This is a genomic window from Amycolatopsis sp. NPDC045836, assembly GCF_056431745.1.
Genome location: NZ_JBWKKF010000008.1, coordinates 373,476 through 387,002 on the forward strand (window position 1 = coordinate 373,476; position 13,527 = coordinate 387,002).

A 13,527-nucleotide genomic window follows, 5' to 3' on the forward strand; every position below is an offset into this window, starting at 1 on the left:
GAAGGGAGCCTGTCGATGCTCGCCATGACAGACGCCGCGGCCGAGGCCATCACCGCGTTGACCGGGCAGGAGGGCCAGTCCGAGGCCGGCCTGCGGTTCGCGGTGCAGGAGGTGGAGGAAAGCGGTGCCCAGCTGGGTTTGACCGTCGCGCCCTCCCCCGAGGACGGTGATCAGGTGCTCGCCACCGAAGGCGGGGCCAAGGTCTTCCTGGAACCGCAAGCCGCCGAATTCCTCGACGACAAGGTGCTGGACATCCAGCAGGACGACCAGGGGCAGATGGCCTTCGCCGTCCTCCAGCAACCGGACGACACCCCGGCCAACTGACCCCCTCGCGCACCCCAAGGGCCCTGCTTGCACTCTCACCCGCAAGCAGGGCCCTTCCACGTGCGCACCAACTCAACTCAAAAGGACGGCGCCAACCAGAAACGGGAAGCCAGCAACTCAACCCAGCGCCCACCCAGACCCCCCGCCCCACCCCGGTCCACAGCGAAAAACACGGCGGGGATGACCTGGTCAAGGCATCTTTCCCGCCTTGACCAGGTCATCCCCGCCGTAGTCACACTGAAAAGCCGGGGTGGCGCTTCAAAAAGCCAAGAACTCAGGCCGAATACGGATCCCGCTGCTCCAGCGACGGACTGACCCGGGGATCCACCCCGGGCTGCCCCGGCACCGGCGCCACCGTCGGCTCCCCGGCCCGCTGCTGCGGCGCCTGCGGCTGCGGGTTGAGCGCCCGCTCCGCCACCTGGTTGTCCCGGATCCTGGCCAGCACGGTCAGCGTCACCCCGTGCGCGATGGCCAGCACGATCAGCGTGATCCCCAGCTTCCACACCACCGCCTCGGTCGCGTTGTCCCCGCCCGAGTCGATGGTCGACAGCAACGCGAGCACGCCCAGCACCGCCAAGTGGAACAGCACGGTCACCAGGCGCGTCATCGACGCACCCGCCGCCGGGTCGCCGTACGAGTGCTCCAGGTACCGCCGTCCGCTGCGGTAGATGATCTGGCCGTCGACCACCACCAGCAGCGTCGCCAGCACCAGGAACGTTATGTAGGCATTGGTTTCCACGGAAGTGGCTCCTCTCGGTGACACGGCTCCCCCGGAGGGTTACCCGCCCGTCACACCCACAAACGCTACGGAGCCCAGGCCCGCACCAAGTCAGCCGTTTGCGCGCGAAGCAACTCGTAAGCGTGCTTTCGCGCGTAGGACAACGACGGCGCGTGATCAATCAGGGCGCGGTGCCCGGCCACCCCCAACCGGGCCAGCTCCGCCGCGGACAGCGCCACCCGCCCGGCGACCACCAGCACCGGCAGCTCACCAGCCAGAGCGGCGATCCCCGCGGGGGCCTTGCCGTCGAGGCTCTGCGAGTCCAGCGAGCCTTCGCCGGTGATCACCAGGTCCGCCCGCTCCAGCGCGGCCGGCACGCCGGTGAGTTCGCAGACCAGGTCGAACCCCGATTCGAAAACAGCACCCAGGGCCGCCATCGCGCCACCGGCCACGCCACCGCCCGCCCCGGCACCCGGTGCGTCCGAGACGTCACGGCCGCCCGCGGCGTGCAGCGCCGACGCCCACCGGCCCAGTGCTTCACCCAGCAAAGCGACCTCAGCCGGGGAAGCGCCCTTCTGCGGCCCGAAGACCGCCGCCGCGCCCTTCTCGCCGAGCAGCGGATTGCGCACGTCCGTGGCCACCCGCACGCCGACCCCGGAGAACCGCGAGCGCAACACGGCCAGGTCGACCGACGAGACCGTCCGAAGTGGACCACCGCCCAGGTCGAGCGAAGCGGGCGAAACCGCGGCGCCGAGCGCCCGCAGCATCCCCGAACCGCCGTCCGTGCTCGCGGTCCCGCCGACGGTCAGCACCACCTGCCGGACCCCGCGCTCCAGCGCGTGCCCGATCAGCTCACCGACGCCCCAGGTGTGCGCGGCCAGCGCCACCGCCGGCGACGGCTCCACGAACTCGATGCCGCACGCCCGCGCCGACTCGACGTACGCCGTCTCGCCCAGCACCGCGTAGTGCGCCCGCACCGGGGCGTCCAGCGGCCCGCGGACCACCAGGTCCACCCGTTCCGCGCCCGCGGCGTACAGCACGTCCAGCGTGCCTTCACCGCCGTCGGCCACCGGGCACAGCATCGTTTCGGCGTCCCCGAGCGCGTCGAGCACGCCGTCGCGGATGGCCTCGGCGGCCCGCATCGCGGTCAGGCTGCCCTTGAACTTGTCCGGCGCGATCAGCACCCTCATGCGGTCACCGCCGTGAGCGGTGGCTCGCCGGACAGCACCGCGGCCACGTTGCGCGCCGCCAGCAACGCCATCTCGGTGCGGGTTTCCACCGTCGCCGAGCCCAGGTGCGGGGTGAGCACCACGTTCTCCAGCTCGAGCAGGCGCGGTTCGACCTGCGGCTCCTTCTCGAACACGTCGAGCGCGGCACCGGCGAGCACCCCCTCAGCGAGCGCTTCGGCCAGCGCGGCCTCGTCGACCACCGGGCCACGCGTGGTGTTGACCAGGTACGCACCGGGTTTCATGGTCCGCAGCGTCCTGGCGTCGATCAGGTGCCGGGTTTCCGGCGTGAGCGGGCAGTGCAGTGAGACGAAATCCGCCGTGCGCAGCAGTTCGTCCAGCGGCAGGTGCCGCGCGCCCAGCTCGGCTTCCACCCCGGGCGCCGCCCTGCGGCGTCCACTGTAGACAATGGAGAGGCCGAACGCCCCGGCCCGGCGCGCCACCGCCTGGCCGATCTGGCCCAGGCCGACGATGCCCAGCGTGCGCCCCTGGAGTCCGGTGCCGAGCATGAACCCCAGGTGGAAGTTCCACGGCGTGCGCGAGCGCAGCAGCCGCTCACCCTCGCCGAGCCGCCGGGTGAGCGCCAGGAGCAGGCCGAACGCCAGGTCCGCGGTGGCCTCGGTGAGCACGCCCGGCGTGTTCGTCACCGTCACCCCGCGGGCGGAGAGCGCTTTCACGTCGAGGTTGTCGTAGCCGACGGCGACGTTGGCGACCACCTCCAGGCCGGGACCGGCGGCCTCGGCGACGGCGTCGTCCACCCGGTCGCCGACCATGGTGACCAGCGCGGCCGCGCCCGCGACCCGTTCACGCAGTTCGGCGGGCCGCAGCGCCCGGTCGGCCACCCACACCTCGCCCACCTCGCCGAGCACTTTCAACGCCGGTTCCGGGAGTTGTCCGGTGACCACGATCTTCGGCACGGTCGGCTTACCTCCACGGCTCGGCGTCCCGCCCAACATAACCCGGCCGGGGGCCGCCGTGAACCGGCTGCGGCCACGCCACGTGTCTGTTGGTGACGGCACACGGTTACGCGACGGGAGGTTGTTGATGACGATCTCGACACCGGGGGTTGGCGTGGACGCACATCGGCACACCGGCCACCTGATCCGCCGGGCGCAGCAGCTCCACACCCACCTGTGGTCGGCTGAAGTGTCCAAAGAGGTCACCTCGACCCAGTTCGCGGTGCTGAGCGCGGTGGCGGTCAACCCGGAGACCGACCAGAACGCGCTCTCGCGGGAGGTCTCGCTGGACACCTCGACGGTGGGCGCGGTGGTGAACCGGCTGATCGACCGCGGCCTGCTCCGGCGCGACCGCGACCCCGGCGACCGGCGGCGGAACCTGCTGAGCCTGACCGACGCCGGGCACGCCCTCTACGGCGAGCTCTCGGTGCGCGCGGCCAGGATGACCGAGGGCATGATCGGCTGCCTGGCCCCGGAGGACCGCGAGGAACTGGTCCGCATCCTGACCACGCTGGTCGACGCCGGGGAGGCCAGGCGGGAGCGGGCCGGCCCCACCCGTTAGCGGCGTTCCGCGGCCGCCCGTTCCATGCTATGTTCATATGCAGAACTTGTGTGCGTAATGCGAACAAGACCACGGGAGGTCGGGCGATGGCCGAGATCGTCTCGCTCGCGGACGGCGTGGCCCGCCTCGTCCGCGACGGGGACACGGTGGCGCTGGAGGGGTTCACCCACCTCATCCCGGTGGCCGCCGGGCAGGAGATCATCCGCCAGGGCCGCCGCGGGCTGACGCTGGTCCGGATGACCCCGGACATCGTCTACGACCAGCTGATCGGGGCCGGCTGCGCGAGCAAGCTGATCTTCTCCTGGGGTGGCAACCCCGGCGTCGGCTCGCTGCACCGGTTCCGCGACGCGGTGCAGCACGGCTGGCCGGTGCCGCTGGAGATCGAGGAGCACAGCCACGCCGGCATGGCCAACCGCTACGTGGCGGGTGCCTCCGGGCTGCCGTTCGCCGTGCTGCGCGGCTACTCGGGCACCGACCTGCCCAAGCACACGGCCACCATCAAGCCGATCACCTGCCCGTTCACCGGGGAGCAGCTGGCCGCGGTGCCCGCGCTCAACCCCGACGTGACGATCGTGCACGCCCAGCGCGCCGACCGCGCGGGCAACGTGCAGCTGTGGGGCATCACCGGGGTGCAGAAGGAGGCGGTGCTGGCGGCGAAGCGCTCGCTGGTCACCGTCGAAGAGGTGGTCGGCGAACTGGAACCGCGGCCGGGGGCGCTGGTGCTGCCGTCGTGGGCGGTGACCGCGGTGGCCGAGGTGCCCTCCGGCGCCAAACCCTCCTACGCTGCGGGGTACTACGACCGCGACAACGCGGCGTACCAGGCGTGGGACGCGGTGAGCCGGGACCGCGAGGAGTTCGGCAAGTGGCTGGCGGAGGTGGCGGCGTGACCTACACCACCGACGAGATGATGAGCATCGCGGCGGCCCGCGCGCTGGACGACGGCATGTCCTGCTTCGTCGGCATCGGCCTGCCGAGCACGGCGGCCAACCTCGCCCGCCGCTCGCACGCGCCGAACCTGAAGCTGATCTACGAATCGGGCTGCCTCGGCGCGAAACCGGCCAGCCTGCCGCTGTCCATCGGCGACGGTGAGCTGGCCGAGACCGCGGACGCGGTGATCAGCGTGCCCGAGGTGTTCAACTACTGGCTGCAGCCCGGCCGCATCGACGTCGGTTTCCTCGGCGCGGCCCAGCTGGACAAGTTCGGCAACATCAACACCACGGTGATCGGCACCGACTACGCCGATCCGAAGGTGCGGCTGCCGGGTGCCGGTGGCGCGCCGGAGATCGCGGCCTCCTGCCGCGAGGTCTTCGTGGTGCTGCGGCAGAGCAAGCGCGCGTTCGTGGAGAAGGTCGACTTCGTCACCTCGTTCGGCCACGGCTCCGGCCGCGGTGACCGCGAACGGCTCGGCCTGCCGGGCGCCGGGCCGACCCTGGTGGTCACCGACCTCGGCCTGCTGCGGCCGGATCCGGAGACCGCCGAGCTGACCCTGACCGACCTGCACCCCGGCGTCGAGGTCGAGCAGGTGCGCGAGGCCACCGGCTGGGCGCTGAAGGTCGCCGGCGACCTGCGGCGGACGCCGGAACCCACCGAAGCGGAACTGACCGGACTGCGTGAGCTGAAGAAGGCGGGGCAATGACCGAGGTATACGTGCTGGACGCCGTGCGCACCCCGTTCGGCAAGTACGGCGGCGCACTGGCCGGCACCCGGCCCGACGACCTGGCCGCGCACGTGCTGCGCGCGCTGGGCGAGCGGTCCGGGTTCGACCCGGCCGCGGTGGACGAGGTGGTGCTCGGCAACGCCAACGGGGCCGGCGAGGACAACCGGAACGTGGCCAGGATGGCCACCCTGCTGGCGGGCTGGCCGACCGCCATCCCCGGCGGCACGGTCAACCGGCTGTGCGGTTCCGGCCTCGACGCGGCGTCCCAGGCCAGCAGGCTGATCGCCACCGGCGACGCTTCGCTGGTGGTGGCCGGTGGCGTCGAGTCGATGAGCCGGTCGCCGTGGGTGGTGCAGAAGCCGGAGAGGGCCTTCCCCAACGGCAACCAGACGATGTACTCGACCGCGCTGGGCTGGCGCATGGTCAACCCGGCGATGCCGGAGCAGTGGACGGTTTCGCTGGGGGAGTCCACCGAACTGCTCGCCGAGCGGTACGGCATCGGGCGCGACGAGCAGGACGAGTTCGCCGCCCGCAGCCACGTCAACGCCGCGAAGGCGTGGGACGAGGGCTTCTACGACAACCAGGTCGTGCCCGTGCCCGGGGTGGACCTGACCAGGGACGAGGGCATCCGGCCGGACTCCTCGCCGGAGAAGCTGGCCAAGCTCAAGCCGGTGTTCCGGGCCGAGGGCACGGTGACCGCGGGCAACGCCTCCCCGTTGAACGACGGCGCCTCCGCGCTGCTGCTCGGCGACCGGGCCGCCGCCGACCGGATCGGCGTCACGCCGCTGGCGCGCATCGCCGGGCGCGGTGCGGCCGGGGTGGACCCCGACGTGTTCGGCATCGGGCCGGTGCGGGCCGCCGAGATCGCGCTGGAGCGCGCCGGGATCGGCTGGGACGACCTCGCCGTGGCCGAGCTGAACGAGGCGTTCGCCGCCCAGTCGCTGGCCTGCCTGCGCGACTGGCCGGAACTGGACCCGGCGAAGGTCAACCCGCACGGCGGCGCGATCGCCATCGGCCACCCGCTGGGCGCCTCGGGCGGCCGGATCCTCGGCACGCTCGCGCACGACCTGCGCCGCCGCGGCGGCGGCTGGGGCCTCGCCGCCATCTGCATCGGCGTCGGCCAGGGCCTCGCCGTGGTGCTGGAAGCCTGAGAAGGGAGCGTTCGACGATGAACCTGCCCGGCTACCGCCCGGATCCCGAGGGCACCCACCCGCCGCTCGGCTTCCCCGGCTACCGCTCCACCACGTTCCGGCACCCGAAGCAGCCGCTGGTGCTGCTGCCGCAGATGCTCACCGAGGTCACCGGCCCGCTGCTCGGGCCGGGCAGGCTCGGCGAGCACGACAACGACCTGACCCGCCAGCACGCCGGTGAACCGCTGGGCCAGCGGATCATCGTGCACGGCAGGCTGCTCGACGGTGACGGCCGCCCGGTGCGCAACTCGCTGGTCGAGGTGTGGCAGGCCAACGCCGGCGGGCGCTACCGGCACACCGGCGACCGCTGGCCGTGTGCGCTGGACCCGAACTTCGACGGCGTCGGGCGCACGCTCACCGACGACGACGGGCACTACGAGTTCACCACCATCAAGCCGGGTGCCTACCCGTGGAAGAACCACGACAACGCCTGGCGGCCGGCGCACATCCACTTCTCGGTGTTCGGCACCTCGTTCACCCAGCGCCTGGTCACCCAGATGTACTTCCCGGAGGACCCGCTCTTCGCGCAGGACCCGATCTTCAACTCCATCCCGGACGAGAAGGCCCGCATGCGCATGGTCTCCCGCTTCGACCTGGAGCGCACGCAGCCGGAGTGGGCGCTGGCCTACGAATTCGACATCGTGCTGCGCGGCCGCGACGCCTCGGTGTTCGAGGACGAGGAGGACGACGAATGAGCACCCCTTCGCAGACCGTGGGGCCGTACCTGTCGATCGGGCTGCCCTGGGACGACGGCCCCGAGGTGGTGCCGGAGGGCACCCCGGGCGCGATCGTGCTGCGTGGCGTGGTCTACGACGGCAACGGCGATCCGGTGCCGGACGCGCTGATCGAGACCTGGCAGGCCGACGCCGACGGCCGGTTCGACCACCCGGACGACCCGCGTGGGCGGGTGGCCGGCTTCCGCGGCTTCGGCCGGTGCCCGACCGACGAGCAGGGCCGCTGGTCCATCCGCACGGTGGTGCCGGGTGCGCTGCCCGGCACCGGCGACACGCCGCAGGCCCCGCACATCGACGTGTCCGTGCTCGGCCGCGGGCTGCTGCACCGGGTGGTCACCCGGATCTACTTCCCCGAGCACGCCGAGGCGAACGCCGCCGACCCGGTGCTCGGCTCGGTTCCCGAAGACCGCCGGGACACGCTGGTCGCGGTGCGCGAAGGCGACGGCTACCGGTTCGACGTGCGCCTGCAGGGCGACGGCGAGACGGTGTTCTTCGAGCTCTAGGTTTTCGAGGGCCGGGTTTCGAGGCGAGGAGGGGCATGCGGGTCCACCACGTGGTCGACGGGCCGGACGGCGGTGAGGCGGTGGTGCTGAGCGGTTCGCTCGGCAGCACGCTGGAGATGTGGGAGCCGCAGGTCGGGCCGCTGACCGCGGCGGGGTACCGGGTGATCCGGTACGACCACCGCGGGCACGGCGGTTCCCCGGCGCCCGAAGGCCGGTACGACCTCGCCGATCTCGGCGGTGACGTGCTCGAACTGCTCGACCGGCTCGGCGTGGCGCGGGCGCACTTCGCCGGGTTGTCCCTGGGCGGGATGACCGGCATGTGGCTGGGGCGGCACGCGCCGGAGCGGTTGCGTTCGCTGGTGCTGTGCTGCACGTCGGCGAAGCTGGGGCCGCCGGAGGTGTGGGCCGAGCGGGCGCGGGCGGTGCGGGCGGCGGGCACCGGTTCGCTGGCCGCCTCGGTGGTCGACCGCTGGGTCACGCCGAAGTTCCCGGCGGAGCGGCGGGCCGCGCTGGAACGGATGGTCGAGTCCACTTCGGACGACGGTTACGCGGGCTGCTGCGCGGCGATCGAGGTGATGGACCTGACCGGCGAGCTGGCCGGGATCACCGCGCCGACGCTGGTGCTCAGCACCGCCGAGGACCCGGCCACCCCGCCGCCGCACGGCCGGGTGATCGCCGAGGGCGTGCCCGGCGCGCGCCTCGAGGTCGTGCCGGACGCGGCGCACCTGGGCAACGTCGAACAGCCGGACGAGTTCAACCGCCTGATCCTGGCGCACCTGGAGGCACGATGACCGACGACGAGCTGTACCGCGACGGCATCCGCGTGCGCCGCGAGGTGCTCGGGGACGCCCACGTGGACCGCGCGGTGGCGAACACCACCGAGTTCTCCCAGCCGTTCCAGGACTGGATCACCCGGTCGGCGTGGGGCTCGGTGTGGACCAGGCCGGGGCTGGACCGCCGCACGCGCAGCTGCGTCACGCTGGCCGCGCTGACCGCGTTGCACTGCCACGAGGAACTCGCCATGCACGTCCGCGTGGCGATCCACAATGGACTTACTCCGGCGGAGATCTCCGAGGTGCTGCTGCACACCGCGGTGTACGCGGGCGCACCGGCCGGGAACGCCGCGTTCGCCGTGGCGCAGCGCGTGCTCGCCGAGCTGGGTGAGGAGTCCGCCGGGGGTTAGGGTGTCGGCATGGACGAGACTCGGGGCGCGCACCACGTGCAGTCGCTGGACCGCGGGCTGGCGGTGATCCGGGCGTTCGGCGCGGACGCCCCCGAGCTGACCCTCAGCGACGTCGCCAGGGTCACCGGCCTGACCAGGGCGGCCGCGCGGCGGTTCCTGCTCACCCTGGCCGACCTGGGGTACGTGCGCACCGACGGCAAGTACTTCTCGCTGACCGCGCGGGTGCTGGAGCTGGGGTACGCCTACCTGTCCAGCATGTCGCTGCCCGAGGTGGCCACCCCGCACCTGGAGCGGCTTTCGGCGGAGGTGCGCGAGTCCAGTTCGGTGTCGGTGCTGGAGGGCACGGACATCGTCTACGTGGCCCGCGTGGCGGTGTCGCGGATCATGACCGTCTCGATCAACGTGGGCACGCGGTTCCCGGCGTACGCGACCTCGATGGGGCACGTGCTGCTCGCCGGGCTGCCCGGCGACCGGCTCGACGAGTACCTGGCGCAGGCCCGCCTGGACCGGCTGACCTCGCACACGCTGACCTCGGAAGCCGAGCTGCGGGCCGAACTGGCCGAGGTGCGGGCACGCGGCTGGGCGGTGGTCGACCAGGAACTGGAGGAGGGGCTGCGCTCGGTCGCGGCGCCGATCCGGGCGCGGGACGGCAAGGTGGTCGCCGCGGTCAACGTCTCGACACACGCTTCGCGGACGACGCTGGAGGCGGTGCGGGAGGAGATGGTGCCGCGCCTGCTCGATGCCGCTGAACGCATCGAGGCCGACCTGGCCGTCGCGCCGCCGTCACGGGCGACTCGTGGCTGACTGCGCCGGGTTGCTGCTGGCGGCGGGGGCGGGTCGCCGGTTCGGCGGGCCGAAGGCGTTGGTGGAGCTGGACGGGGAACCGTTGGTGCGGCGGGCTTTGCGGGCTTTGGCGCCTTGTTCGCCGGTGTTCGTGGTGACCGGTGCGGCGGCTGCTTCGGTGACGGCTCTGCTGCCGGGGTCGGTTTCGGCGGTGCACGCTTCGTCGTGGGCTTCGGGGATGGGGGAGTCGCTGCGGGCGGGGCTTATGGCTCTGTCTGGTGTGCCTGGTGTGGAGGCGGTTTTGGTGCACCTCGTGGATCTGCCCGGGGTGGGGGTGGAGGTGGTGCGCCGGTTGGTCGCGCTGGCGGCGCCGGGGGTGGTGGCGCGGGCTGCGTATGCGGGGGTGCCGGGGCATCCGGTGTTGCTGGGGCGGGAGCACTGGGGTGCGGTGGCTTCCGTGGTTTCGGGGGATGCGGGGGCCCGTGGCTGGTTGTCCGGGCGGAGGGATCTGCGGTTGGTGGAGTGCGGGGATGTGGGGACTGGGCGGGACGTGGATCGGCCGGGGGATCTGCCCCGCCCCGGGGAGTGTGGGCGGGGCGCGGGTGCGCTCCCGGGCGGCGGTGGGCGGGTGGGCGAGTGAGAGTCAGACCCGCAGGACGCGTGGGCCGGTGGCGGCTATTTCTTCGGCCACGGCGGCATCGATGCCGTCGTCGGTGATGAAGGTGTCGATGTCGCTGAGTTCGGCGAAGCGGGAGAAGTGGTCGTTGCCGACCTTGGTGTGATCCGCCAGCAGCACCGTGCGCCTGGCGCAGTTGACCGCCGCGCGCTTCACCATCGACTCGGCCGGGTCCGGGGTGGTCAGTCCCCGCTCCACCGAGATCCCGTTGGTGGCCATGAAAGCCACCTCGACGAAGGTTTCGTCCAGTGCGCGCAGCGCCCACGCGTCGACCGAGGCCAGGGTCCGGCTGCGCAACCGCCCGCCGACCAGCATCACGGTCAGGTTCGGCCGGGTGGTCATCGCGAGCGCGATGTTCACCGAGTGCGTGACCACGGTCAGTTCGCGGTCCAGCGGCAGTTGCTCGGCCACCCGGGCGGTGGTGGTGCCCGCGTCCAGCAGGATGGTGCCCTCTTCGGGCAGTTCGGCCAGCGCTGCCTTGGCGATCCGCTCCTTCTCGTTGGTCATCACGCCTTCGCGCATCGCCACCGCGGGCTCGAAACCCAAGCGCTCCACCGGGATCGCGCCGCCGTGGACCCGCCGCAGGACACCGTGCCGTTCCAGCACGGTGAGATCCCGGCGCACCGTCTCGGTCGTGACGGTGAACTCCTCGGCCAGTGTCGCGACGTCGACGCGGCCGAGGCCGCGCGCTCGCTCGAGGATGATCTGCTGCCGCTCCTCCGCGTACATCCCGCACCGTCCAGTTAGTAGTGAATTCCGCGTCCAGGTAACCACATCATGTGAGTTCGTGTGGGGACTTGCGGTCTTCTTTGGTTACAACGCGATCAAGGGGTTGCAAACCCAAGCGATCCCATGCAAAATCACTCAAAACCAAGTCCGGAACCCAGAGGTGGTGTGCGGGTGTTCCTCACCGTGACAGCGAACCCGAGCGTGGACCGCACCGTCGAGGTGCCGCGTCTGGCGCGCGGTGAGCTGCACCGGGCCTCCGCGGTGCACGTCCACCCCGGCGGCAAGGGCATCAACGTGGCCAGGGCCCTGGTGCGCAACGGACTGCCCGCCCGTGCGGTGCTGCCGGCCGGCGGACCCGAGGGCGACCACCTCATCTCGCTGTTGAACACCTATGAAATCGACGTGGTGCGCGTGCCCGCGTCCGGGCCGGTGCGCACCAACATCAGCGTCATCGAGCCGGACGCCACGGTCACCAAGCTGAACGAGGCGGGCGCGCGGTTGTCCGCGGCGGAGATCTCGGCGCTGTCGTCGGCCGTGCTCGGCAACCTCTCCGACGTCTCCTGGGTGGTACTGGCGGGAAGCCTGCCGCCCGGGGTCGACGCGGGGTTCTACGCCGAGCTGATCCGCTCGGTCGACGGCCACGCCGAGGTCGTGGTGGACACCAGCGGACCGGCGCTGCTCGCCGCGGTCAAGGCCGGGCCGGCTCTGGTCAAGCCGAACCTCGAGGAGCTGGAGGAGGCCGTCGGCCGGTCGCTGGCGAACGTGCGCGAGGTGGTCGAGGCGGCACGCGAGCTGCGCGGCCTCGGTGCCCGCGCGGTGCTGGCGAGCCTCGGCAGCGAAGGGGCGGTGCTGGTCGACGCCGACGGCGCCTGGCACGCCGAAGCCGATGCCGACGCACGCAGTTCGGTCGGCGCGGGTGACGCGCTGCTGGCCGGCTTCCTGGCCGGTGGTGGCCACGGACCGCGAGCGCTGGAGTGCGGCGTCGCCTGGGGTGCGGCGGCGGTGTCGCTGCCCGGCAGCACCATGCCGGGACCGGCGGAGGTGGGGGCGGCGCAGGTGCGGCTGCACCCCGAACTGGAGCTGGAACGCGGGGTCGGCGCGGGCGCGTGAAACCGGATTCATCCGGGGGGCTGCAACACAAAACCAGTCCGAGCAGCAGGAAGAGTCAACGATGACGAAGACGGAAGAAGCGCCCTCCCGGGCCCACCGGGTGCGGGTCTCGGTGCAGCGGTTCGGCGGTCACATGGCGGGCATGGTCATGCCCAACATCGGCGCCTTCATCGCCTGGGGCCTGATCACCGCGTTGTTCATCCCGTCCGGCTGGACGCCGAACGCGAAGATCGAGACGCTGGTCGACCCGATGATCAACTTCCTGCTGCCGGTGCTGATCGGCTACACCGGCGGCAGGCTGGTGCACGGCCAGCGCGGTGCGGTGGTCGGTGCGGTGGCCACGGTCGGGCTCGCGGTCGGCGCGGAGATCCCGATGTTCCTCGGCGCGATGGCGATCGGCCCGCTGGCCGGTTACCTGATGAAGCTGTTCGACGAGCACGTCGGCAGCCGCACCGCGCCCGGGTTCAAGATGCTGGTGGACAACTTCAGCGCCGGCATCATCGGCGGCATCATGGCGGTGCTCGGCATGCTCGCCATCGGCCCGGTGGTGCAGGGCGCGACCAAGGCGCTCGGCAACGGCGTGCAGGCGCTGTTCGACACCGGACTGCTGCCGCTGGTCTCGATCATCGTCGAACCGGCCAAGGTGCTGTTCCTGAACAACGCGATCAACCACGGCGTGCTCTCCCCGCTCGGCATCGCCGACGCGGCCGAATCCGGCAAGGCCATCGAATTCCTGATCGAGCCGAACCCCGGTCCCGGCCTCGGCATCCTGCTGGCGCTGACCTTCTTCGGCGCGAAGAGCGCGCGGGCCACCGCGCCCGGCGCCATCGTGATCCAGTTCCTCGGCGGCATCCACGAGATCTACTTCCCGTACATCCTGGCGGCCCCGCGGCTGATCCTGGCCGCGATCGCCGGTGGGGCGGCGGGGGTCTTCGTGTTCAGCGTGTTCGACGCCGGCCTGACCGCGACGCCCGCGCCCGGCAGCATCATCGCCGTGCTCGCGGTCACGCCGAAGGGTGGTTACCTGGGGGTGATCGCCGGCGTGCTGATCGCCGCGGTGGTCAGCTTCCTCGTCTCCGCGGTCCTGCTGAAGTTCGGCCGGGACGCGCGGCGCGAGGAACGCGAGCAGCAACTCGCCAACGGCGGCCAGGTCTGAGCCGGAACGAAAGGGGATTC

General features: G+C 71.9%; 17 protein-coding genes. 13 read left to right on the forward strand and 4 right to left on the reverse strand.

The features are described from left to right. Positions 1-15: 15 nt before the first annotated feature. Positions 16-324: a HesB/IscA family protein gene (locus tag AC07EG_RS18390; RefSeq protein ID WP_478254305.1), complete on the forward strand. Its 309-nt coding sequence runs from the start codon at positions 16-18 to the stop codon at positions 322-324. Between the two features lie 274 nt (positions 325-598). On the opposite strand, the gene AC07EG_RS18395 is transcribed toward AC07EG_RS18390, so the two are convergent. The 3 genes from AC07EG_RS18395 to AC07EG_RS18405 all read right to left on the reverse strand — a co-directional run bounded on the left by AC07EG_RS18395 (position 599) and on the right by AC07EG_RS18405 (position 3,185). Beyond that, positions 599-1,063 carry a hypothetical protein gene (locus AC07EG_RS18395; RefSeq protein WP_478254306.1) on the reverse strand — a complete coding sequence of 155 codons (465 nt, stop codon included), beginning with the start codon at positions 1,061-1,063 and terminating at the stop codon, positions 599-601. A gap of 65 nt (positions 1,064-1,128) precedes the next feature. Next, entirely contained in the window at positions 1,129-2,232 is a 1,104-nt protein-coding gene (locus AC07EG_RS18400) for a glycerate kinase (protein ID WP_478254307.1), read from the reverse strand. Further along, positions 2,229-3,185 (reverse strand): 2-hydroxyacid dehydrogenase, encoded by a 957-nt coding sequence (locus AC07EG_RS18405; protein WP_478254308.1) that lies wholly within the window; start codon positions 3,183-3,185, stop codon positions 2,229-2,231. Before AC07EG_RS18405 ends, AC07EG_RS18400 begins: the two co-directional genes overlap by 4 nt. Positions 3,186-3,312: 127 nt before the next feature. Here AC07EG_RS18405 and AC07EG_RS18410 point away from each other — a divergent pair, with 127 nt between their 5' ends. From AC07EG_RS18410 to AC07EG_RS18455, 10 genes are all read left to right on the forward strand, one after another. After that, on the forward strand, positions 3,313-3,786 hold the full coding sequence (locus AC07EG_RS18410) for a MarR family winged helix-turn-helix transcriptional regulator (protein ID WP_478254309.1): 474 nt from the start codon (positions 3,313-3,315) through the stop codon (positions 3,784-3,786). Positions 3,787-3,872: 86 nt separating this feature from the next. Next, positions 3,873-4,673 carry a CoA transferase subunit A gene (locus tag AC07EG_RS18415; RefSeq protein ID WP_478254310.1) on the forward strand — a complete coding sequence of 267 codons (801 nt, stop codon included), beginning with the start codon at positions 3,873-3,875 and terminating at the stop codon, positions 4,671-4,673. A 17-nt stretch (positions 4,674-4,690) separates the two neighbouring features. Beyond that, positions 4,691-5,422 carry a CoA-transferase subunit beta gene (locus tag AC07EG_RS18420; RefSeq protein WP_478254365.1) on the forward strand — a complete coding sequence of 244 codons (732 nt, stop codon included), beginning with the start codon at positions 4,691-4,693 and terminating at the stop codon, positions 5,420-5,422. After that, complete coding sequence (locus AC07EG_RS18425) at positions 5,419-6,594, forward strand: thiolase family protein (protein ID WP_478254311.1); 1,176 nt, start codon at positions 5,419-5,421, stop codon at positions 6,592-6,594. Before AC07EG_RS18420 ends, AC07EG_RS18425 begins: the two co-directional genes overlap by 4 nt. Positions 6,595-6,611: 17 nt before the next feature. Continuing rightward, a complete protein-coding gene (gene pcaH, locus AC07EG_RS18430) occupies positions 6,612-7,328 on the forward strand; it encodes a protocatechuate 3,4-dioxygenase subunit beta (protein ID WP_478254312.1) in 717 nt (238 codons plus the stop codon). Beyond that, a complete protein-coding gene (pcaG, locus tag AC07EG_RS18435) occupies positions 7,325-7,870 on the forward strand; it encodes a protocatechuate 3,4-dioxygenase subunit alpha (RefSeq protein ID WP_478254313.1) in 546 nt (181 codons plus the stop codon). Before pcaH ends, pcaG begins: the two co-directional genes overlap by 4 nt. A 35-nt stretch (positions 7,871-7,905) precedes the next feature. Then, positions 7,906-8,661 carry a 3-oxoadipate enol-lactonase gene (pcaD, locus tag AC07EG_RS18440; RefSeq protein ID WP_478254314.1) on the forward strand — a complete coding sequence of 252 codons (756 nt, stop codon included), beginning with the start codon at positions 7,906-7,908 and terminating at the stop codon, positions 8,659-8,661. Continuing rightward, complete coding sequence (gene pcaC / locus AC07EG_RS18445) at positions 8,658-9,053, forward strand: 4-carboxymuconolactone decarboxylase (protein WP_478254315.1); 396 nt, start codon at positions 8,658-8,660, stop codon at positions 9,051-9,053. The genes pcaD and pcaC overlap by 4 nt, the downstream gene beginning before the upstream one ends. A gap of 9 nt (positions 9,054-9,062) precedes the next feature. Further along, the gene (locus tag AC07EG_RS18450) at positions 9,063-9,857 is read left to right on the forward strand and encodes an IclR family transcriptional regulator domain-containing protein (protein ID WP_478254316.1); all 795 of its coding nucleotides are present in this window, start codon (positions 9,063-9,065) and stop codon (positions 9,855-9,857) included. Then, positions 9,850-10,476, forward strand: coding sequence for a nucleotidyltransferase family protein (locus AC07EG_RS18455; RefSeq protein WP_478254317.1), 627 nt, complete (start codon positions 9,850-9,852; stop codon positions 10,474-10,476). Before AC07EG_RS18450 ends, AC07EG_RS18455 begins: the two co-directional genes overlap by 8 nt. Positions 10,477-10,479: 3 nt before the next feature. Here AC07EG_RS18455 and AC07EG_RS18460 read toward each other — a convergent pair whose 3' ends face one another. Then, positions 10,480-11,241 (reverse strand): DeoR/GlpR family DNA-binding transcription regulator, encoded by a 762-nt coding sequence (locus AC07EG_RS18460; protein WP_478254318.1) that lies wholly within the window; start codon positions 11,239-11,241, stop codon positions 10,480-10,482. 183 nt (positions 11,242-11,424) lie between these two features. Here AC07EG_RS18460 and pfkB point away from each other — a divergent pair, with 183 nt between their 5' ends. Then, positions 11,425-12,351, forward strand: coding sequence for a 1-phosphofructokinase (gene pfkB, locus AC07EG_RS18465; RefSeq protein ID WP_478254319.1), 927 nt, complete (start codon positions 11,425-11,427; stop codon positions 12,349-12,351). Between the two features lie 61 nt (positions 12,352-12,412). Beyond that, positions 12,413-13,507, forward strand: a complete 1,095-nt coding sequence (mtlA, locus tag AC07EG_RS18470) for a mannitol-specific PTS transporter subunit IIC (protein WP_478254320.1) — start codon at positions 12,413-12,415, stop codon at positions 13,505-13,507. Positions 13,508-13,527: the final 20 nt, after the last annotated feature.